Consider the following 21258-nt stretch of genomic DNA (forward strand, 5'->3'; position numbering starts at 1 on the left):
ATTTTAAATTGAGTTAAAAAAATCTCTAAATAACTTCAAGCCATTTGTCTGGCTTTTTTCTGGATGAAACTGAACACCAAAAATATTATCTTTCTGGATAGCTGCAGTTACTTTAATATGATAATCGCAATATGCACTTACGTAAGCTGGATCACAATCATAGTAATAGCTATGATCAAAATAGAAATTAGATTTATCTGCATTTCTATCAAATATCGGTTTTACATTATTTACAGTTACATCATTCCAACCAACATGAGGAACCGCAAATTCTTTTGGAAGCTGTAATTTTTTTACTTTTCCTTCAATCCAGTTTAATCCATTATGAATACCGTTTTCTTCGGACAAAGTAGCCATTAACTGCATACCAACACAAATTCCTAAAATAGGTTTCTTCTTTTCAAGTACTTGCTCATTTAAAATCAAGTCAAGATTTCTAGCTCTCAAATTGTTTACAGCCTCTTCAAAAGCTCCTACGCCTGGCAATATAAGAACGTCAGCATTTTTGATTACTGATTCACTGTCAGATATAATTAACTTATTATAGCCAAGATATTTTATTGCGTTTGAAACAGAATTAGTATTACCAACTCCATAATCAACAATTACTATGTTTTGTTTTAAATTCATAAGCCAACTCCTACTTCAAATTTTGGAACCCATTTATTTTCGCCATCCTTTTCAAATAAATCTTTATTAACTGATTGATCAACTTTTTCCCAAAATTGTTTTTCAGTAATGTCTATATAATCACAAAAACTCTTGATATATTTTGGCGAACAAGCTCCGTCATATTTTTTATTCAGTGCAATAGCTTCATCACGTGTCATTCTACCTAAACGGATGTCTTCATTTACGTAATCGCTAATACGACCAAAACCAAACTTAAGATACTTGATCATTTGGTTCAAACCAACCCAGTCCTCATCTAAAGAAGTAATTCCTAATGGATCCCCTATATCTTTTGGCGATTCATTTCTAATGTCTAATCCTCTAAGCGCTGAAAAATTACCATTATCTAATAATGACCAATCTTTCCAGAAATATCCAAGAAATGTAATACGTAAATTTGCATCTTCCATTTCTTTTTCTGAAGGATAATTATATTGTAAAATATCCTGCTTTTTTATTTCATCGTTTAGCAACCATGTAATATCTCCTCCTCCTAAAGTATTCATTTTACGCAGATTATTACCATCACTTCCACTTTTCCCCATTACATTCAAATCACCAAGTTGCAATGCCGCATTTTCACCCCACCAAATAAGAGGTATTTGATAAGCAATCGCTAAACGTGGAACACTACTAAACAAAGCAAGTTCTGTTGATTTTGCCCAGTTTGTATATTCAAAAAAACCTTTTCTCATTAGCTTCTTCCATACTTTGGGACTTGGATTAATTGAAATGCAATCAAATCCATGAGCAATCATATTTGAAACGTTATCTACACCACGCTGCGTTACTTGTTCTGGAGGATAACCTAAACTCACTAAGAGTGGATTCATTTTCAGCACATCTTTTACAAAAAAAGCCTGTCTGGTACTATCCTTACCTCCACTAACACCAATAATACAATCATAGCCAGATTGAGCGTTTGCTTTTCCAAAGGCTACAATATCATCTAATTCTTTACGTCTTTCGTCCCAATCAACTGTTTTAAGACTTTCAAAATAGTTGCAAGCAGGACACACGCCTTTGTCGTCAAATTTTGTACCTGGACGAGTATCTACCTGTAAACATTTTTTACAATATTTCATATTTCTGTTGCTAAAATTCCGTATTCAACAATATCATAATATTGTCCTTTTTTAAATATTGCTTCTTTTCTAAGGCCTTCTTTTTTCATTTTTAACTTTGTAGCTAATTTTTGCATGCCAAAGTTTTCACTTGAAGTACCACAATATATCCTATGAAGATTTAAATTTTTAAAGCCGTGGTCAATAAGTATACTTCCTGCCTCATACATAATTCCTTTGCCCCAGAAAGATTTATTTCCAAGCAAAAAAGCGATTTCTGCATTTCTGTCTAGCCAGTTAATATTCTGAAGACTAATATTTCCAATATGCTTTAGAGTAATCTTATCCTCAATTGCTAATATTAAATCATTTTTTGAAGATCTTGAATGATCTATATAACTTAACAGTTTTTCTTTTGTCATTGGAAATCTTCCATGAGAATTAAAAGCTGTTATCTCTGGATCATTTAACCATAAATAATAATCTCCATTTACATCATCTGGTTTAAGTAATCGCAAATAAATATTTTCTCCTTCTAAAAAAAAATCGGTATTCATTTAAACTTCTTTATGTTGTTAACTAGACTTTCACCGTTTGTTTTGACACCTACATTTAATCCCAAAAAAGGATCATTTTTAAGCTCATTAATTAAGAACCTTATAATTGGTTTATTCATTACATCTGCCTCCATTAGGAATGAAGAAAAAAATCCCATTACAATATCTGAAAAATAAATACATTCATTAGTATTAACATCTAAAGGTAAAATAGTAAAATTGTCATTTGCTTCAAATATTCTTGCCAACTCTTCTACACATTGATTTGGATGCATTTTGATTAGAAAATGATATGTCTGTTTAAAATCGTCATTAGTTTCTTTAACGCATTTAACGATTTCCTTTGAAGCAATGTATTCATCAAAACCAAACTTTTCAATTCCATTGACATTGGAAAGTGGGTCTGGTGCAAACAAAATCATTTTTTTTGTTTCATCTAGTTTCAGACTATTAAAGAAATCCTTTCTTTCAACTTTCGGTTTCCATTTTTTTAACCAGATATGGTATGGATTTCCTACTATGAATAATTTCTCTTTGACGATTTTTTCTAGAATTGCTATGTGTTTAGCTCTTTCGTCTAAAACCCAAATTTCATCGGGAAAGTTTAATCCATCTGGATTTAAAAATCTATTAGATATTGAAGTCCAATGATCAACAAAAGAAATAGTAAAAACACCATTTTTTTTTGCGTAACTAATGGCCTTCCTCTCCAAATCTGAAGTATAGGATGTTCCTGTAAATAAAACATCTGGATCAAATTCATCTATTAGGGTGCTAATTTCAATGTCGTTTTTTAGAACCTCAACTGTAGATTTAAAATCATTGTAAAACGAATATTTTCGATCTGATATTATTTTTAAATTTAACTTATTGAAGTCTTCAAAAATCGATAAACAAGGTTTTGCACCACCTGGATCACTAAAGATTACAAGAATTTTACCTCTAAGTTTATTTTCAAACACAACTATTTCAATTCATTTACGTTCTCTAAAACTTTATGAAAAGCATTTACTACATCATTCATATCGTCTTTAGTCATCCCTGGACGCATAAACTCATGTGTAAATAATTTTTCAAAATGCATTTGTTCTGTAATCGGACATAGGCCTTTTGGATAACTTATATTCTTATCTGCTAAATGATGCTCAAATGCCCATGCTGCTTTTTGTTGATAGATTGGCTGTAAATAAATTGGCATTACATAACCAGCTCCAATTAATGGAGCAGTTTCTCTTAAAATTGCTGATGGAAGTTCTGCTTTTAATGCATTAACAAAAGTATTTCTATCAACGCCAATCAACTCTTTGTTAAATTTTATTGGATGAACATAATAAGTATGAACAGATCCATCCTTTACTTCCGGCTGTAGTTCTAAACCACTTATTCCGCTTAAATTCGCATTTAAAAAGGCAACATTTTTTAGTCTCTCTTCTAAAAGATGGGGCAACTTTTTTAATTGTTCAATACCAATAGCGCATTCAATTTCTGTCATACGATAATTAAAACCAATCATATTGGTCAAATCGCTAACAGCTTTTGGAGCTACAACATTTTCTGCGTGGTTTCTTATCATTTGACATCTATCTACTAGTTCGCTATTATTGGAAGTAATAACTCCTCCTTCACCTGTATGAATATGCTTATGATAATTTAAACTAAAAACACCTAAGTCACCAATCGTTCCAAGGTTTTTACCTTTATATTTACCCATTGGCGCTTGGGCACAATCTTCAATAACGTATAAATTATGTTCTTTAGCCAATGCCATAATAGCATCCATTTCTGCTGGATGTCCAAAAATATGAACAATTAAAATTGCCTTAGTGCGAGAAGTTATACAAGCTTTAATGCTTTCTGGAGACATACAAAAAGTAACTGGATCTATATCTGCAAAAACAGGTACACCGCCATACAAAAGTGGTGCAATAGCACTTGCAGACATTGAATACGGAGAAACAATCACTTCATCTCCAGGCTGAACCCCAATTGCACCCATTGCAGTATATAAACCTGAAGTATTTGAGTTTACCGAAACAGCGTGTTTAACATTAAATGCTTCTGCCCATGCAGCCTCAAATGCTTTTACCGTAGGTCCGCCTAAGAAATCACTATGGTATGCACCTAAAAACTGAGAAAGGTTTCCAGTGTCAAGAACTTTCATTACAGCATCCTTTTCTTGCTGTCCTATTGTATTATATGCAGGAAATAGCTCTGTTCTTACAGCTTTGCCTCCGTTGATTGCTAACTTTGACATATTTTGTTTAGTTATTTTTGTAGTTTAACATTTTTAAATTTAAGTCGATCGAATTAATAAAATTATCTTTTAGTTCTGGATTATTCATCAATTTAATTGCATAATCGACTACAGGAACCATATAATTTTTTAAAGAATCCTTTTTGCTAATATTTTCTTGAAATATAAGAGGCAAAAGAATCGTTGATTTATCCTCTGTCTTGTAAATCTCGATTAGATTTCCGGCATTTTTTATTAAAATTTTGTGCTTCTCGAAATATAAGTCTATTTCAAAATGTGAGAATAATACATTTCCAAGTCCTAGTATATTTATATTTACATGATCCCAAAGTGCCATTAACGATAATGTCTCATCATTATCAAATTGATCAAAAACTGCATTATGAGTTTTAATAGAATCAAAATTAATTTGTTTATCCACTAGAAATTCTAGCAAATCTAAAGCATGACTACAATTATTTATGAACCCTCTTTGATAGCGTATAGAAATATTTGTTAATTTCTCCGCAGATAAAACATCTTGGACAAAATTTTTAAGATTAAAATAATCTGGCTGGAATCTTCTTATATAATTGACAAGTATTTTCGATTTGCTTTTTTTATAAATATCTTTTAGCAGAATCATTTCCTCAACTTTATTTGAAACTGGTTTTTCACAAATGACTACTTTAACACCTGAGGCCAAGACATTTTCTAAAATTTCAAAATGAGTAAATGTTGGAGTACAAACACTAATGATATCAAACTGAGAAAGAGTTTCACTAGATATATTGTCTACTACTTGACATTTATACTTATTAGCAACTTCTAGTACAAGATTTTGATTAAGGTCAAAAACATAGACATTTGTCAAGTCGTTTAAGTGCCAAGCTTTAACATGAGTTTGTATTTCGTCATTATCAATATCATATTGCGCTCCAATATTGCCGCAACCAATTACTAAAACCTTATACACTAGTCTCTCTTTTTATTTTTTCTAAGAGAAATGTATATTTAATTTCAGCTACTTTCCAATCTTCTTCGGTATCTATATCTTGAACTTCAGATTCTGGCATTTCATAACCTAATGAATTATCAGAAAAAAGCTTTTTATTCTTCAAGAATAAATCAGTCTGAATGAAATAAAACTGTCCGCAATCATGATAAGCAGGAGGCAAATCTTGTGATCTTGTACTAATGTATTCAGGCCAATTCATTTTAATTAACCCAGCTTCCAATTTAAATGATCTTAAAATAGGAAAACCAAAACTTACAATTGGTACTACTGTTTCAGCATTTTTCTCAATCAGCATTTTATAAGCTTCATTAAGTTTAAAACCTGTTACAAAAGGAGCTGTAGGATAAATGCAACAAGCATAATCAAAATGCTCTCCTTTTTCTTTATACATGTTCAAAACCTCTGTAATTACATCTGCTGTTGTAGCAAAATCATTTGAATTTTCACTTGATCTAATAAATGGTACTTTAGCTCCTAATGATATTGCTAACGATGCTATCTCTTCGTCATCAGTTGAAACCATAACTTCAGTAAAACATCCTGCGTTTAAAGCCGCGTCTATGGAATACTTAATGATAGGGCTCCCTAAGAAATTCTTAATATTTTTTCGAGGAATTCTTTTACTTCCTCCACGTGCAGTAATAATTGCTAGGCATTTTTTCATATATCAAGTACTAAATTAAATCAAAACTTAAAGCTGTACCTCTTTTTACAGATTTGTTTATTTTTTTTCCTAATACTATTTCGAGATACTTTGGTGCAATTCCCAACCCTGGTCTAATTATACGAATGTTTTCCTCTGTAAAAACATCCCCCTCCTCCATATCTTTAACAATATAAATTGAACGTTTGAACATTTTACTTTTTTGCTCAGCATCCATAATACCGTAGGTAACTTTGCCAATTGACAAAAATGCTCTTTCTGATTCTTCGACTAGCATTTTAAACTCAGCAGGTTCCAAAGAAAAAGCTGAATCAACACCACCTTCTGATCTGTCAATAGTAAAATGTTTCTCAATAACACGCGCCCCCAAAGCGACACTGCTCACTGCGACACCTACCCCTAATGTATGATCTGATAAACCTACATGACAATCAAATAAAGCTGACATATGTGGGATTGTACTAATATTAGTATTTTCTGGAGTAGCAGGGTATGTACTTGTACACTTTAATAAGACAAGATCCTTACAGCCATTTTCTCTTAGTGTTTTTACTGCAATTTCTATATCTGCAAGTGTCGAAATTCCAGTAGACATAATTACAGGTTTACCAGTTTGTGCAACTTTTTTTAGTAAAGGAAGATGATTGTTTTCAAATGAAGCTATTTTATAAACTTCGACTCCTAATTCTTCTAAAAAATCAACAGAAGTATCATCAAATGGAGTACTAAAACATAACATCCCTTTTTCTTTTGCACGATCAAACAATGCTTTATGCCATTCCCAAGGAGTGTAAGCCTCTTGATACAGTTCATAAAGGTTTCTATCTTTCCATAATGAATTTGGATCCTTGATAGAAAATTCATCATGAGACACGTCTATTGTTAGAGTATCAGCAGTATATGTTTGTAATTTGATAGCATGCGCACCAGTTGCTGCGGCTGCGTCAATAATTTCAAGCGCTTTTTCTAATGACTGGTTATGATTACCACTCATTTCTGCAATTATAAAAGGTTTGTGACTATTACCAATTGTAATATCACCAATTTTAATGTCATTTTTCATTGTTTGTTTTTATATAAAATAAAACTAGGAATTTCACTTACTATTTCCTCTTTTAAAAGCTTATAATTAGCATTTATAAAACTATTAATCGAAGATTTATTTATTTTAAAAATATAGGCTAATATCGTGAATGAACTATTAAGAGATAAAAAATCGTCAGATGCCTTTGCAATCATTTCTTTCGCAAATCCATTTCCTCTAAATTTAGCATCAATCATTAGTCCAATTATTGCATTATCTTTCCCACTTTTATTTATTCTAACTTGGCCAACTGGTAAATTTGATTCGTTTAAAAAAACATAAAGATAATTAGTATCACTATTAATTTGATTGCTAAACCAGTTCACATGATTTTCATAAATAATCATTTCCTTTTGATATGAATTATTACGAACTAAAGGATCATTTGCCCAATTAAAAAATAACTCTACATCATCGATAGTTGCTTTTCTAAATTTTAGCATTCCCTAGTTTTTTAAATTCATCTAGAATTCTCTCGCCTGATTTTCCATCTGCAAATATTGACTGATTTTTGATCAAGTTATTTATAAATGTTAAATCATTCATCTTTTTTAGTTTCGAAACAATACCATTAACGCTGACCGTATTAAAGTCATCAATTGTTTCGGCATAATTTCCTTCAACTAATTGTTCATGAATTAATTTTTGGTTATCAACTGTAATTCCAGTAAGCAAACCAGATTTAACACAACAAACTTCCAATGCAATAGAACTTGATGGACATACACATATTTCTGCTTTACTAATTAATTCGATCATATCTAAAGCATTAATGTTGCTATAATTTGTAATGTTTACTTGAGAGTTTTGTGCAATAAATGTTTTTAGTTTATCATCCCACACATAAGCTGCGCCTGTAACTACAATTATATTTTTAATAAAATCTGTCTGAATAAAGCTCTCCAGAACCTTTAATGTAATGTTTGTTGGGTCTGCCCCTCCCATACAAATAAAAGCCGTATCAACTTTTAATTTTTCTTTATGCTCAGTTGCTGCTTTCTGCAAAAATTCCTCCCTAAGAATTAAATAATCTGGACCACACAATACCTTTGTATTTGGACTTACATCGTATTTATCAATTAAATATTTATTGGCATGATTTAAGACTAAATCTGAGTGAAAGTACCCCTTTGCAAAATCATCTATCTGAACAATCGCTTTTACTTCATTTTGTATAGTAGTAATATATTCTTCATTAAACAAATAGCCATCGAAAACTACAATATCACTTTTATTTAAAAACTTGCCAAATTCTATTAATTCTTCTGATTTATTAGACTCTAATAAAGAGACCACTTCTCCATATTGCAGTAATATCAAACTAATTTCTTCTGATGGACAGAAAATAACAAAAAAACAATCAAATTCATTTTCTAAGATTTGAGATAATGCCACACATCTCATAAGATGTCCTAAACCTATTGTACTATCTCCGTCTGCGCGAAAAAAAACTCTATTTTTTGTAGAAATCATTAACTTTTTCAATTACAAAATTTTGCTCTTCACTCCTTAAAGTAGGAAACATTGGAAGACTTAAACAATTTTTATAATATTCCTCTGCATTCGGCATATCACCTTCTTTCCAACCAAACTGTTTATAATAAGGCATCAAATGACAAGGTATATAATGAATTTGAGCAAAAATATTATTCTCTTTTAAGTAATTATAAAGTCCTAAGCGATTTTCAACTTCAATAACATATAGATGATAAGCATGCCCTTCAACAACCCCTGATTGTCCTTTGATATATCCTTTTCCTTTAAATGCGTTATCGTAAGTTTTTGCAATTTCCCTTCTTTTGACAATACCTTCATCAGCTCTTTTCAATTGGCTCGTGCCTAGTGCTGCCTGAAAATCTGTTATTCTATAATTGTATCCTAAAGTCTGCATTTCCATATACCAATTTGGATATTTTTCTGATCCTAAAGTGCCGTTTGCAAAATCAGTACTATTATGATATAATGAATCATTTTTTGTAATGCCATGTGTACGCAACATCAATAGTTTATTGTATAAAGCTTCATCATTGGTTGTTATCATGCCACCTTCGCCACATGCGATATGCTTAACGGGATGAAAAGAAAAAATAGATAAATCTGCAAAATTACCATTTCCGCAATTTTGTCCTTTTTTATTAGTATCTAAAAAATATCCCCCAGGTGCATGGCATGCATCTTCAATAATCCATAAACCGTATTCATTTGCCAACTCCCTAAAAGCTTCTAAATCAACACTTCGACCCGCAAAATCTACTGGTATTATACCTTTATATGTTCCTTTTGGAGATTTCTCTAAAAGGCTTCTTACATTATTTATATCAAGAAGATATGTGGTAGGATCAATGTCCGCAAAAACAACATCTCCACCACAATATTTTACACAATTAGCAGATGCTGCAAAAGTAATAGGGGATGTAATCACCTTATCACCCTCTTGGATACCAAGTGCCAAAGCACATAAATGCAATGCAGCTGTACCATTTGATACAGCAACTGAGTATTTTACTCCAATATAATCAGAAAAAGCATTTTCAAATTCAACTATTTTTGGTCCCTGTGTTAGGTAGTCAGATTGTAATGCACAAATCACTGCATCTATATCTTCTTGTGTTATATTTTGTCGACCGTATGGTATAACTTTATTAGTCATCTATTAAAAATTTGAATCTACATGTTCTTTAATTAACTCTCTCAAACTAGCAACAGTCTCCCATTCATCGTTATCACCCGAGTTATATGTAAAACCTTCTTCTACTTTTACCGCATTAAAGGCGGTTATAAAATCTTCTAAATTAAAATTTGGTATTGCTGGCAAAATTGTATAGTACCTTCCCAAATCATAAGTATTATATGAATCTGATGATGTAATCATTTCTTCATGAATTTTTTCTCCAGGTCTAATACCCACAATTTCTAGTTTACACTCGGGAGCAATAGCTTCTGCAACATCCGTTATATTATAAGAAGGTATTTTAGGTATAAAGATTTCTCCTCCCCAAGCATTTTCCATTGCATGCATCACCATATCAACTCCACCTTGCAATGAAATATTAAAACGTGTCATGGAAGCGTCTGTTATTGGTAGTCTTCCTTCTCGCCTCTTTTTTATAAAGAAAGGAATGACAGAACCATTAGACCCCATAACATTCCCATATCGCACAACAGAAAATTTAATAGGATTTGTTCCCTTTATATTATTAGCGGCAACAAATAATTTATCCGATGTCAATTTAGTGGCGCCGTATAAGTTGATTGGTGCACACGCCTTGTCAGTTGATAAAGCAACTACATTACTTACACTTGTTTGAAGAGCGGCATGAATAACATTTTGTGCACCTCCTATATTTGTTTTTATACATTCGTCAGGATTGTATTCCGCCAAATGCACATGCTTCATTGCAGCTGCATGTATTACAATATCTACTCCTTGAAATGCACGAACTAATCTTTGTTCATCTCTAACATCTCCAAGAAAGAACCGAATTTGTGGGAACTGATTTTCTGGAAATTCTTGAGCCATTTGAAACTGTTTTTGTTCATCTCTTGACAAAATAATTAGTTTCTTTATATTTGGATGATTTTTAAAGATATGATAGGTAAGAGCTTTACCTAAGGAACCTGTTCCTCCTGTTATTAATATTGTTTTATTTTCGAGATTCATATTATATATATTTGTGTGAAGTAATTAATTTAGATACTCTTTGAAATCTTTTCAAAAAGACATGTATGCAATTAAAAGATAATTACAACAATAATCGCTTTATAATCAATCCAAAAAGCGTTAAAAAACCCGCAATTAATCCACCAATAGCTAAGCCTTTTAATTTACTAAAACGCTCGTTAGGCAAAGGCAAAATTGGGCGATCAATTACTTGTATTAAAGGAGTTTCTTTTCGTAAAGTAACTTTAGCTAATTCAGTTTGTTTAACTAATTCCGTTAGAATAGCAGTATTTGCTTGTACATCAACTTGTCTTCTAGCGGAAGGTGTACGACGTACATTGAGAGCGGGATTTAACATAAATGTATTGTCGTTGGCAATTGCAACACCTGTAATGGCACTATTTAATTCACTTCGAATAGAATCCGTTTGCCGTTTAAGAATTTCCATATTCATACGTGCTTTTTTACTTTTTGTATCAACATAGAATTTACCCACTTGTTTAGCAAGAGCTTCACAAAAATAAAGAGAAAACAATTCATTATTAGAGGTTACATCCATAGAAATAATTGCTATTTTTTTATCTTTTTGAGCCACTGCCAAAGAATTTTGTGATAACTTTTGATAGATTACTCCCAAAATACTATCATGCGTGCGTGTGAAGAATTGGCGTTTAGTATCAGGTAAAAACTGTATATTCTTAAATTTAGAATTGTCATTCCATCTTTTTCTCCAATCATTATTCTCGATATACATTTCTGCTAATGATATCACTTTTCCATTAATGGTAACCGGGGTTAATAGTGTTTTTTCCACCATTGATCTCGATTTAAACAATTCAGTTAAGTTTGAACCAGTAAAAATTCCACCGCCTCCGCCTCCTAAATCTAACCCAAAAGAGCTGGCTAAGCCTAATGCACCTCCACCTAATCCTCCACTCTTTTCATCTTCAACAGCAAAAGTTAAGGTAGCAGTATATACCACTTTCTTCGTAATCGCATAAGCTAGCCCCAAACATCCACCAAGTATCCCAGCTAATAAGATTATTTTCCACTTTGAAAGCAAATATGAATAGTATTCCTTTGCTTTTTGCATTAATTCGTTTAACGATATTTCATCGTTTTCAACAACTCTTTTATCCATTAAATTAATTTATTTAAAAGCCGTAACAATTAACAAGGCTAAACTAGCCAAAACACTTCCCATTCCGACCCATTCTCCTGCACTCATCTTTTTCCTTTCAGGTTTTTCAGGCACAACTATTTGCGAATCTGGTTCAACTTTAGGATAAGATCTAAAGAATAAAAATGAGCTAGTTACAGCAGCTTTCCCATTTGGATAGATTATGTAAGCTTTTCTCTTCCATCCTTTATTATCTACACCTCCAACAGAATTAATATAATATTTGAATCCTTTACCACTTCTATATGGAATTTCAGAAGTCAACAACACATTACCAGTAACTTTTACTCCTTCGTTATATACAGCGACTTCAATCTCATCTCCAGGAAATAAAGTAACATTAGAATAGTGGTTTTTATCTTTTACAATTTTTTCCCAATTAACAGGGATAGTAGTATATTTTAATTCATCTCGAAGTTTTTTCGACAACTTAGATTTAAGCGTATCTTTTTCCATTAAATTAGACTTAGATTCGTCTTCTGAAATAGTTTTCTTATCTAAATTAAGATTAATACTTTCCAATTGCTCTATTTGTTCTTCTTTAATTGGCCGTTTGATTTTCATTCCATCTAAATTAGCAATAGATGTTAATCCACCAGCTCTCATCACTACATTATAAACTCTTTCCTTTTTATTTGCTAAAACATATTTTCCTGGATAAGTAACAGCTCCGCTTACTTTAACCATTTCTGGTTTTTCATAAACTGCCATTCGTCGAATATTAATAACATCAAAAGGTTTTAAAACAAAATTCTTTACTTGCTCATTATTATCTGCGGTAATTTCCAGTTCAACTAATTCTATTCGTTTAGGATCTGCATCATCAATAGCATCGGATTTAATCATTCTAGCAATTTCAACTCTCTTAGAAGCTGAACCTGTTAATCCTCCAACCTGAACAACTAAGTCGTTTAACGTAAGATTTTCAAAATATTCGTATTCGCCTGGATTTTTCACTTCTCCATCTATAGTTACTTTATATTCTTCCCTAAAGTCTAAAATAGAATATACTGTAACTATATCTTCTCTTTTTAATTCAATATCAGCATTCAAATCACCTGACAAAGCAGCCCCTAAATCAACATTAACAATTTCCGTTGTTAAATCTGTTTTTAAACGAATGACTCTTGCTCTTTTACTATAAGCATCTTCTTTTAGCCCTTCAGCTCTTATCACCAAATCTGAAATTCTCATTCCCTCTGTAAAAGAATAATAATCTGGTCTAAAAACAGCACCTTCAATCTTAATACGATTTTCAAAACGATTTAAAATCTTTGTAACCCTGAAAACATCTCCCGATTGTGGCTGATAAGAATTGTATTCACTTTCGTTTATATCATGAACTTTAAATTCTTTTCCTGTTTTTTGTAATACATTTACTGAAGCCGTATAAGCAAATTCGTTGAAACCTGATGCAAAGTTTAACAAATCAGAAAATTTTTCTCCTTTTTTCATTTCAAAGATTCCTGGTCTCTTTACTTCACCTTCAACTGTTACCCTCTGACTGTAAGCAGGAATTCGAATTACATCATTTTCCTTTAAAGCAACATTATCTGACTGATCTCCCTTAACTAAAAACCTATAGATATCAATATTCTTGTATACTTTATTGTTTCGTATTAATTCAATATTTCTATAACTTCCATTCTTTCCTGGTCCTCCAGCTAAGTGTAAAGCATTATAAACAGTTGCTAAAGAAGATATTGAATAGTTACCAGGTTGTTTGCCTCCAACAATTGTTACTTTTATAGTACGTATTTTTCCTAAACTAATGCTCACCTGAGATTGTCCAGAACGAACAGTACTATAAACTCTTGCAACAGCAGCTTTTATTTTTTGCGTAGCTGCCTCAATAGACATCCCTGAAACTGATATTTGTCCTACGTAATCAATATTAACTTTCCCTTCAACACTAACTGGTACATTGGCATTATATTCTTGAACACCATACACACTTATTTGTAGTTCATCACCAGGACCTAAAACATAGTTCATAGGAGTAGCTAAATTTAAATCTGGTTCAAAATTTAATGTAGGATTATCAAATAATTCTGATCCAAAAATTAAAGCATTTAAAGAGTCTTTTATTTTCTCGTTTTTTATTTTTTCTTGTTTTCTTCCAAACTCTGAGTCCTTATCAGTCTTTTTTGATTTATCCTGATCCTTTTTAGTTTTATCTTTATCCTTATCTGAAGTATTCCTTCTTTCGTATTCATTAACACGAGCTCTTAACTTATCAAATTCCGCTTGACTCATACCCTTTGATAAAGCCATCGACTCAACATCATTAATTGTTGTTTTATTACTTTTTAATTGAGAAACAATTTTTGCAATTTCATCATCTGACAAATAATCCACTTTGACAGTACTAAGATCTTTAGATTTTATAATATCTTGGGCATTTACATTAAAAGACATTAATAGAGTAAAAAATAGAGCAAGAACGTATATTATTTTTTTCATGTTTATGAGAAAATTATTTAAAAGAGAAATTTATTGTTTAAGTATCTTCTTTTATGAGTATTGTTTTTGATAATAATCCTTATAAGATCCTGAAGTAACACTTTGAAGCCATTCTTGGTTATTCAGATACCAATTTATAGTCTTTTGTAATCCTTCTTCAAAAGTTACTGAAGGCTTCCATCCTAATTCTTTATTAATTTTTGAGGCATCGATAGCATAACGTAAATCATGACCTGGTCGATCTTTTACGTATGTAATTAATTCTTCACAAGCACCTTCAACTCGCCCTAATTTTCTATCCATTATTTTACATAGTAACTTAACCAGATCAATATTTTTCCATTCGTTAAAACCTCCTATATTATATGTTTCATGATTTTTTCCTTCATGAAAAACTAAGTCTATTGCAATAGCATGATCTTCAACAAAAAGCCAATCACGCGTGTAATTTCCATCTCCATAAACAGGCAATGGCTTATTATTTATAATATTATTAATAAAAAGAGGAATAAGTTTTTCAGGAAAGTGATATGATCCATAATTGTTTGAACAATTAGTTAAAACATATGGAAGTCCGTAAGTTTCTCCATAAGCTCTAACAAAATGGTCAGAACTTGCTTTTGAAGCCGAGTATGGAGAATTTGGATCGTAAGGAGTATCTTCCGTAAATAATCCTGTAGAACCTAAGGAACCGTAAACTTCATCAGTACTTATATGATAAAATCTTTTCCCTTCAAAATTACCTTTCCATTGATTTTTAGCTGCGTTTAATAAATTCATTGTTCCTATTACATTTGTTTTAACAAATGCTAATGGATCTTCAATTGAACGATCAACATGAGATTCTGCTGCTAAATGTAAAACTCCGTCGAATTTGTGGAGTCTAAAAAGATCATTTATAAAAGTCTCATCAACAATGTCTCCTTTTACAAAGGTATAATTTGAATTATTTTCAATGTCTTTTATATTTTCCAGATTTCCTGCATATGTCAAAGCGTCTAAATTAAAAATCTCGTATTGTGGATATTTATTTACAAAACGTCTTACTACATGAGAACCAATAAAACCAGCTCCACCAGTTATTAGAATTTTTTTCATTTTTAAATGCTCTTATTAATTTAATAAATCTGAATTTTGTTTTTCCAATTCGTTATATATATCTTTTACATCTTGCGAATTTTCTTTTTGTAAAATCAAATTTGCCGTGTCTGTATGTACATAAATAGTATTTCTTAAGCCTAAAAAAGTTGTATGACTGTCACAACCTATTACCATATTACCATTAGAATCTACGGGATGCCCTTTTGAAACTAAATATTCGTATACCGATTCAAAAGAACCTAAATCTGACCAAGAAAAAGATGCTGGAACTACCTTAATCTTTTTACTTCTTTCCATCACAGCATAATCAACGCTTATTGATGGAATTTGTAAAGATAATCCTAAATCTAAAAACCCTTCATCAGAAGCCTCCCAAGCTATTTTAGATTTTTCATAAATATCTGGTTGAAATTGTTTTAACTCCTCTAAAAGTACATTTGCTTTAAAGCAAAACATACCGCTATTCCATAAAAAATTTCCTCTTGCAATAAACTCTTTGGCTGTAGTTTCATTTGGCTTTTCTCGAAATGACAATACTTTATCTCCTTTAGATTCAATATACCCATAACCTGTTTCTGGTTTTGTTGGGATAATTCCAAAAGTGACTATGAAACCTTCTTTTGCTTTAGAAATTGCCTCATTAATTGCATTATCGTAATCTTCTATTTTATCAATTATATGATCAGAAGGAGTAACAATTAATATATCGTCTGGTTTTGAAGCAAAAGCTGCAAAAGCAATTGCAGCAGCCGTATTTCGAGGTGTTGCTTCTACAATGTTAGTATAAGAAGTTTGAGTTTTATTCATCACCTTTCCACTTAAATGATGATTGTCTATATTTCCTACTACAATTACCTTATCCGCTAAATGACTGTTACGTTCTACAGTCATTTCAAATAAAGATTTACCTTCAAATATTTCTAAATATTGTTTAGGTTGGCTTTTGCGGGAAAGAGGCCATAATCTACTGCCTACTCCTCCTGTTAAAACCACATGTATTATTGAATTATTTGTTTCCATTTTCTCTAAAAATAAAAAAGGTTTTTTAGCGCTATAATCTATTATCAGCTATTGCCCCTAAAACTCCTTTTACATCATACAATAAACTATTTGATTTTTGCAATTTAGCAAAATCTAATTCTAAAAATTCAGCATGTGAAACTCCAAGAACTATTGCATCAAATTTATTGTTTGGAATAGAGTCTAATGTTACTAAATTATATTCTTTTATTACATCATGTGCATTTGCAAGGGGATCAAATATGGTAACTAAAATTCCATATTCCTTTAAAGCCTTAACAACATCCACAATTTTAGTATTTCTTACGTCTGGACAATTCTCTTTGAAAGTAATACCAAGCATTAACAACTCAGCTCCATTAACCGAAATCCCTTTTTTAATCATTAACTTCACTATTTGCGAAGCTACATATTCACCCATGCTATCATTCAAACGTCTTCCTGCCAAAATTATTTCAGGGTGATAACCAAACTCCTGTGCTCTTTGTGCTAAGTAGTAAGGATCTACACCAATACAATGTCCGCCAACAAGACCTGGTTTAAATGGCAAAAAATTCCATTTTGTAGATGCAGCTTCTAATACTTCTTGAGTATCGATATTCATTAAGTTGAATATCTTAGCTAATTCGTTAACAAAAGCAATGTTAATGTCTCGTTGAGAGTTCTCAATAACTTTCGCTGCTTCCGCTACTTTTATTGTTGGAGCTAAATGGGTTCCTGCAGTAATTACAGAATTATATAAAGCATCAACTTTTAAACCTATTTCTGGTGTTGATCCTGATGTTACTTTTAAAATTTTTTCAACTGTATGCTCTTTATCACCTGGATTAATTCTTTCTGGTGAATATCCTGCAAAAAAATCTTCATTAAATTTCAATCCTGAAACCTGCTCTAAAACTGGCACACATTGTTCTTCTGTCACTCCGGGATAAACCGTAGATTCGTAAATAACTATATCTCCTCTTTTTAAAACTTTACCAACGGTTTCACTAGATTTATAAAGAGGCGTTAAATCTGGCCTATTATTTTTGTCTACTGGTGTAGGGACTGTCACTATATAATAGTTACACTCAGCAATATCATTTATAGAGGTAGTACAATATAACCCTTTCTCATTTGGTTTATCTATTAAAACACTTTGTAAAACATCATCCTCTACTTCTAAAGTAGTATCTGTTCCAGATTTTAAAGAATTAACTCTCGATTCATTTATATCAAAACCAACAACTGGATACTTTGTAGCAAATAATCGAGCTAAAGGTAATCCTACATAACCTAAACCTATAACCGCAATCTTTACATTATTTTCCAACTTCATATTTTTTAATTTAATCTGGTCACTACAATTCACGGCTTCGCCGTTCTCAGTCACATAACTCTGACTCAGATACCTAAAATAATGATTTTCGCGCAAATATAGTACAATAACTCTAGTTATTCAATACGGTTTCCCGTAATACTCAAAAAACTGTTAAGCGCAAAAAAACTAAACCCTTACAACAGTCTACTAATCAGACTGTAAATAAATCCTTTATAAAAAAACAGAAGAAAATATTTCTTTCAAAGACTTTTTCTCCTGTTTGAATTACTTTAAAATCTACAATTACTTATATTTTATCTTTAATGTACAACCCAAAGCTTCTAATACTAATACATAATAATTATTAGAAACCTCTTGAACAACTCCACTTTGATTGCTAAATGCTCCCGATTCTAATTTAATTTTATCTCCAACCTGAATACTAGAAACTGAAACATCCTTTAGATTTGGAGATTTTAAACTTGTCTTAATAATTTCAATTTCTTGATCTTTTACAATTGCTGGCTTTCCTAACCAAAACAAATACCTAACTACTCCTTGCGCTTGAAAAACTAAATTACGATCTGAATCAGGTAACTGGACAAAAACGTAGGAATTAAAAAGAGGCGTTTCAATTTTCTTCTTGCGATCTGACCACTGCTTTATTTGAGTAATCAATGGACAATAGCATTCTATTCCAAGCTGATTAAGCTTATCTGCTACTTTCTTTTCCCATTTCGGTTTTGTATAAACAACGTACCAATTCATTTTCTTTTTATTTAGGATGAAGCAACATATTCAACTCCATTTTAACTCTACAAATACAAAACCAATTTATGCTCCAATACCATTATAAACGAATCCGATTGATTCTAATTGTTTGGCATTTAAAATATTTCTTCCATCAAATATAAAAGCTGGCTTATGCATAGAATCATAAATCCTTTTCCAATCGTAAGTTGTAAACTCATCCCATTCTGTTAAGATTGCAATCGCATGTGCGTCTTTACATGCCTCGTAAGCATTATTAAAAACACTTAGTGCATCAAGATTACTTTTACTTGCTCTCGTTTCTAGATAATCTAAGTCATTTAGCATTTTAGTTTTAGAAACCTTCGGATCAAAAACTGAGATTTTGGCTTGTTCATTTATTAAATCATCAGCAACATAAATAGCTGCAGACTCTCTTGTATCATTTGTGTCTTTTTTAAAAGCCCAACCCAAGAAAGTAATTTTTTTGTCGGCTACTGTATTATATAAAGTCTGAACTATTTTATTAGAAAATCTTCTTTTTTGATGATCATTCATAATAATAACTTGCTCCCAATAATCCGCAACCTCATTTAATCCGTATGATTTTGCGATATATACTAAATTCAATATGTCTTTTTGGAAACAAGAACCTCCAAATCCTACAGAAGCTTTCAAAAATTTAGAACCAATTCTACTATCCATACCGATCGCTTTAGCTACCTCATTTACATTTGCTCCCGTTTTCTCGCAAAGTTCCGACATCGCATTTATTGAAGAAATACGTTGTGCTAAAAATGCATTTGCGGTTAGTTTAGATAATTCTGACGACCAAACATTTGTTGTCAAAATTCGATCTTTGCTTACCCAATTCGAATAAACTTCTACTAATGAATTAATCGCTTCTTCTCCTTCTTGAGTTGTATCTCCACCAATCAAAATTCGATCCGGGTTTAACAAATCTGTAACTGCAGTTCCTTCTGCTAAAAACTCTGGATTAGATAAAATTTGAAATTGAACACCATTTCCGGTATTATCCAATATACTTTTAATTGCTTCAGCAGTTCTCACTGGCAAAGTCGACTTCTCGACTACAATTTTATTTTGTTTTGCAACCCTTGCAATTTGTCTAGCACATAATTCGATATATTTTAAATCTGCTGCCATTCCTTTTCCTTTTCCATAAGTCTTGGTTGGTGTATTTACAGAAATAAATATCATTTGAGCTTCATCTATTGCTTTATCTACATCAGTAGAAAAAAATAAATTTCTCCCCCTTGCTTCTGCTACAATTTCAGAAAGTCCAGGTTCATATATCGGAATATTTTCAGGATTCGGATCATTCCAATCTGCGATTCTTTGTTCATTTAAATCAACAACTGTAACCTGAATATGGGGACATTTTTGAGCAATAACTGCCATTGTTGGCCCTCCAACATATCCTGCACCAATGCAGCAAATTTTTGTAATTTTCATTTGATCTATTTTATTTTGATCTTAAATTTATTTTAAATTATTCCAATACCATTCGACAGCTTCTTTTAATCCGTCTTGCAAAGAATACTTTGGATTATAACCCAGATTTCTTTTTGCCTTTTCGATACTTGCTAGAGAATGCGGAATGTCTCCTACCCTATTTTCGCCATAAATAACTGGAACATTCTTAATTTCTGGATCAAAGTCTGATAAATATTCTTTTAAATATCCGACTAAGTCATTTAATGTATTTCTGTCTCCAAATGCCGTATTATAAACAGTGTTAATTGCTTCGGGATTCTGACAAGTCATAGCCAACTCATTCATTTGAATGACATTATCTATATATGTAAAATCACGAGAATAATTTCCGTCTCCATTAATTATTGGGCTTTCGTGGTTCATAAATTGCTTTACAAACTTTGGAATTACAGCTGCATAAGCTCCATTAGGGTCTTGCTTTCTTCCAAAAACATTAAAATAACGAAGTCCGATTGTTTCTAATCCGTATGTCTTGCTAAAAATTTCAGCATAAAGTTCATTCACATATTTTGTAATTGCATAAGGAGACAATGGTTTTCCTATAACATCCTCTACTTTTGGCAATCCTTGAGAATCTCCATAAGTAGAAGAACTCGCTGCATAAACAAATCGTTTTACTTTAGCATCGCGTGCTGCTGTAAGCATATTTAAAAAACCCGAAACATTTACATCATTAGTCGTAATTGGATCTTTTATCGATCTAGGAACAGAACCTAAAGCCGCTTGATGTAAAATACAATCTACTCTTTCAACAGCTAATTTACAATCAGTTAAATTTCGAATATCGCCTTCAATTAACTTAAAATCAGGATTATTTAAAAAATCTTTTAAATTATATCGATGGCCTGTAGAAAAATTATCCAAACAAACGACTTTATAACCTAAGCCTAAAAAATACTCAGTCAAATTTGAACCTATAAATCCAGCTCCCCCAGTAATCAAAATTGTATTCTTTACCCTGCTTTCCATTTAT

The 21258-nt window shown here is 31.6% G+C and carries 20 protein-coding genes; all 20 read right to left on the reverse strand.

Features of this window, described 5'->3' with window-relative positions:
• Positions 1-3: 3 nt before the first annotated feature.
• Positions 4-630 carry an imidazole glycerol phosphate synthase subunit HisH gene (gene hisH, locus ACFO3N_RS14315; protein ID WP_379798760.1) on the reverse strand — a complete coding sequence of 209 codons (627 nt, stop codon included), beginning with the start codon at positions 628-630 and terminating at the stop codon, positions 4-6.
• Positions 627-1757 carry an N-acetyl sugar amidotransferase gene (locus ACFO3N_RS14320; protein ID WP_379798762.1) on the reverse strand — a complete coding sequence of 377 codons (1131 nt, stop codon included), beginning with the start codon at positions 1755-1757 and terminating at the stop codon, positions 627-629. The genes hisH and ACFO3N_RS14320 overlap by 4 nt, the downstream gene beginning before the upstream one ends.
• Positions 1754-2293, reverse strand: coding sequence for a GNAT family N-acetyltransferase (locus tag ACFO3N_RS14325; RefSeq protein WP_379798765.1), 540 nt, complete (start codon positions 2291-2293; stop codon positions 1754-1756). The genes ACFO3N_RS14320 and ACFO3N_RS14325 overlap by 4 nt, the downstream gene beginning before the upstream one ends.
• Positions 2290-3255, reverse strand: a complete 966-nt coding sequence (locus ACFO3N_RS14330) for a hypothetical protein (protein ID WP_379798767.1) — start codon at positions 3253-3255, stop codon at positions 2290-2292. Before ACFO3N_RS14330 ends, ACFO3N_RS14325 begins: the two co-directional genes overlap by 4 nt.
• A gap of 2 nt (positions 3256-3257) precedes the next feature.
• The gene (locus ACFO3N_RS14335) at positions 3258-4547 is read right to left on the reverse strand and encodes a DegT/DnrJ/EryC1/StrS family aminotransferase (protein ID WP_379798769.1); all 1290 of its coding nucleotides are present in this window, start codon (positions 4545-4547) and stop codon (positions 3258-3260) included.
• A 7-nt stretch (positions 4548-4554) separates the two neighbouring features.
• The gene (locus ACFO3N_RS14340) at positions 4555-5502 is read right to left on the reverse strand and encodes a Gfo/Idh/MocA family protein (RefSeq protein ID WP_379798771.1); all 948 of its coding nucleotides are present in this window, start codon (positions 5500-5502) and stop codon (positions 4555-4557) included.
• On the reverse strand, positions 5495-6208 hold the full coding sequence (gene pseF, locus ACFO3N_RS14345) for a pseudaminic acid cytidylyltransferase (protein WP_379798773.1): 714 nt from the start codon (positions 6206-6208) through the stop codon (positions 5495-5497). Before pseF ends, ACFO3N_RS14340 begins: the two co-directional genes overlap by 8 nt.
• 10 nt (positions 6209-6218) lie before the next feature.
• Positions 6219-7271 (reverse strand): pseudaminic acid synthase, encoded by a 1053-nt coding sequence (gene pseI, locus ACFO3N_RS14350; RefSeq protein WP_379798775.1) that lies wholly within the window; start codon positions 7269-7271, stop codon positions 6219-6221.
• Entirely contained in the window at positions 7268-7735 is a 468-nt protein-coding gene (locus ACFO3N_RS14355; RefSeq protein WP_379798777.1) for a GNAT family N-acetyltransferase, read from the reverse strand. The genes pseI and ACFO3N_RS14355 overlap by 4 nt, the downstream gene beginning before the upstream one ends.
• The gene (gene pseG / locus ACFO3N_RS14360) at positions 7722-8777 is read right to left on the reverse strand and encodes a UDP-2,4-diacetamido-2,4,6-trideoxy-beta-L-altropyranose hydrolase (protein WP_379798779.1); all 1056 of its coding nucleotides are present in this window, start codon (positions 8775-8777) and stop codon (positions 7722-7724) included. The genes ACFO3N_RS14355 and pseG overlap by 14 nt, the downstream gene beginning before the upstream one ends.
• On the reverse strand, positions 8746-9942 hold the full coding sequence (pseC, locus tag ACFO3N_RS14365) for a UDP-4-amino-4,6-dideoxy-N-acetyl-beta-L-altrosamine transaminase (RefSeq protein WP_379798781.1): 1197 nt from the start codon (positions 9940-9942) through the stop codon (positions 8746-8748). Before pseC ends, pseG begins: the two co-directional genes overlap by 32 nt.
• A 3-nt stretch (positions 9943-9945) precedes the next feature.
• Entirely contained in the window at positions 9946-10953 is a 1008-nt protein-coding gene (pseB, locus tag ACFO3N_RS14370) for a UDP-N-acetylglucosamine 4,6-dehydratase (inverting) (protein ID WP_379798783.1), read from the reverse strand.
• A gap of 82 nt (positions 10954-11035) precedes the next feature.
• The gene (locus ACFO3N_RS14375; RefSeq protein ID WP_379798785.1) at positions 11036-12094 is read right to left on the reverse strand and encodes a Wzz/FepE/Etk N-terminal domain-containing protein; all 1059 of its coding nucleotides are present in this window, start codon (positions 12092-12094) and stop codon (positions 11036-11038) included.
• Between the two features lie 9 nt (positions 12095-12103).
• Entirely contained in the window at positions 12104-14596 is a 2493-nt protein-coding gene (locus ACFO3N_RS14380; protein ID WP_379798787.1) for an SLBB domain-containing protein, read from the reverse strand.
• 51 nt (positions 14597-14647) lie between these two features.
• Complete coding sequence (gene rfbB, locus ACFO3N_RS14385) at positions 14648-15694, reverse strand: dTDP-glucose 4,6-dehydratase (protein ID WP_379798789.1); 1047 nt, start codon at positions 15692-15694, stop codon at positions 14648-14650.
• Positions 15695-15709: 15 nt separating this feature from the next.
• Positions 15710-16717: a mannose-1-phosphate guanylyltransferase gene (locus ACFO3N_RS14390; protein WP_379798791.1), complete on the reverse strand. Its 1008-nt coding sequence runs from the start codon at positions 16715-16717 to the stop codon at positions 15710-15712.
• Between the two features lie 31 nt (positions 16718-16748).
• Positions 16749-18035, reverse strand: coding sequence for a nucleotide sugar dehydrogenase (locus ACFO3N_RS14395; RefSeq protein WP_379798794.1), 1287 nt, complete (start codon positions 18033-18035; stop codon positions 16749-16751).
• A gap of 285 nt (positions 18036-18320) precedes the next feature.
• Positions 18321-18785 carry a UpxY family transcription antiterminator gene (locus ACFO3N_RS14400; protein ID WP_379798796.1) on the reverse strand — a complete coding sequence of 155 codons (465 nt, stop codon included), beginning with the start codon at positions 18783-18785 and terminating at the stop codon, positions 18321-18323.
• Positions 18786-18851: 66 nt separating this feature from the next.
• Positions 18852-20243, reverse strand: coding sequence for a UDP-glucose 6-dehydrogenase (locus ACFO3N_RS14405; protein WP_379798799.1), 1392 nt, complete (start codon positions 20241-20243; stop codon positions 18852-18854).
• Positions 20244-20270: 27 nt separating this feature from the next.
• Entirely contained in the window at positions 20271-21254 is a 984-nt protein-coding gene (locus ACFO3N_RS14410) for an SDR family oxidoreductase (RefSeq protein ID WP_379798801.1), read from the reverse strand.
• Between the last annotated feature and the right edge of the window lie 4 nt (positions 21255-21258).

The sequence above is a fragment of the Flavobacterium chungangensis genome, from assembly GCF_042654045.1.
In the GTDB taxonomy this organism is placed as follows: domain Bacteria; phylum Bacteroidota; class Bacteroidia; order Flavobacteriales; family Flavobacteriaceae; genus Flavobacterium; species Flavobacterium chungangensis.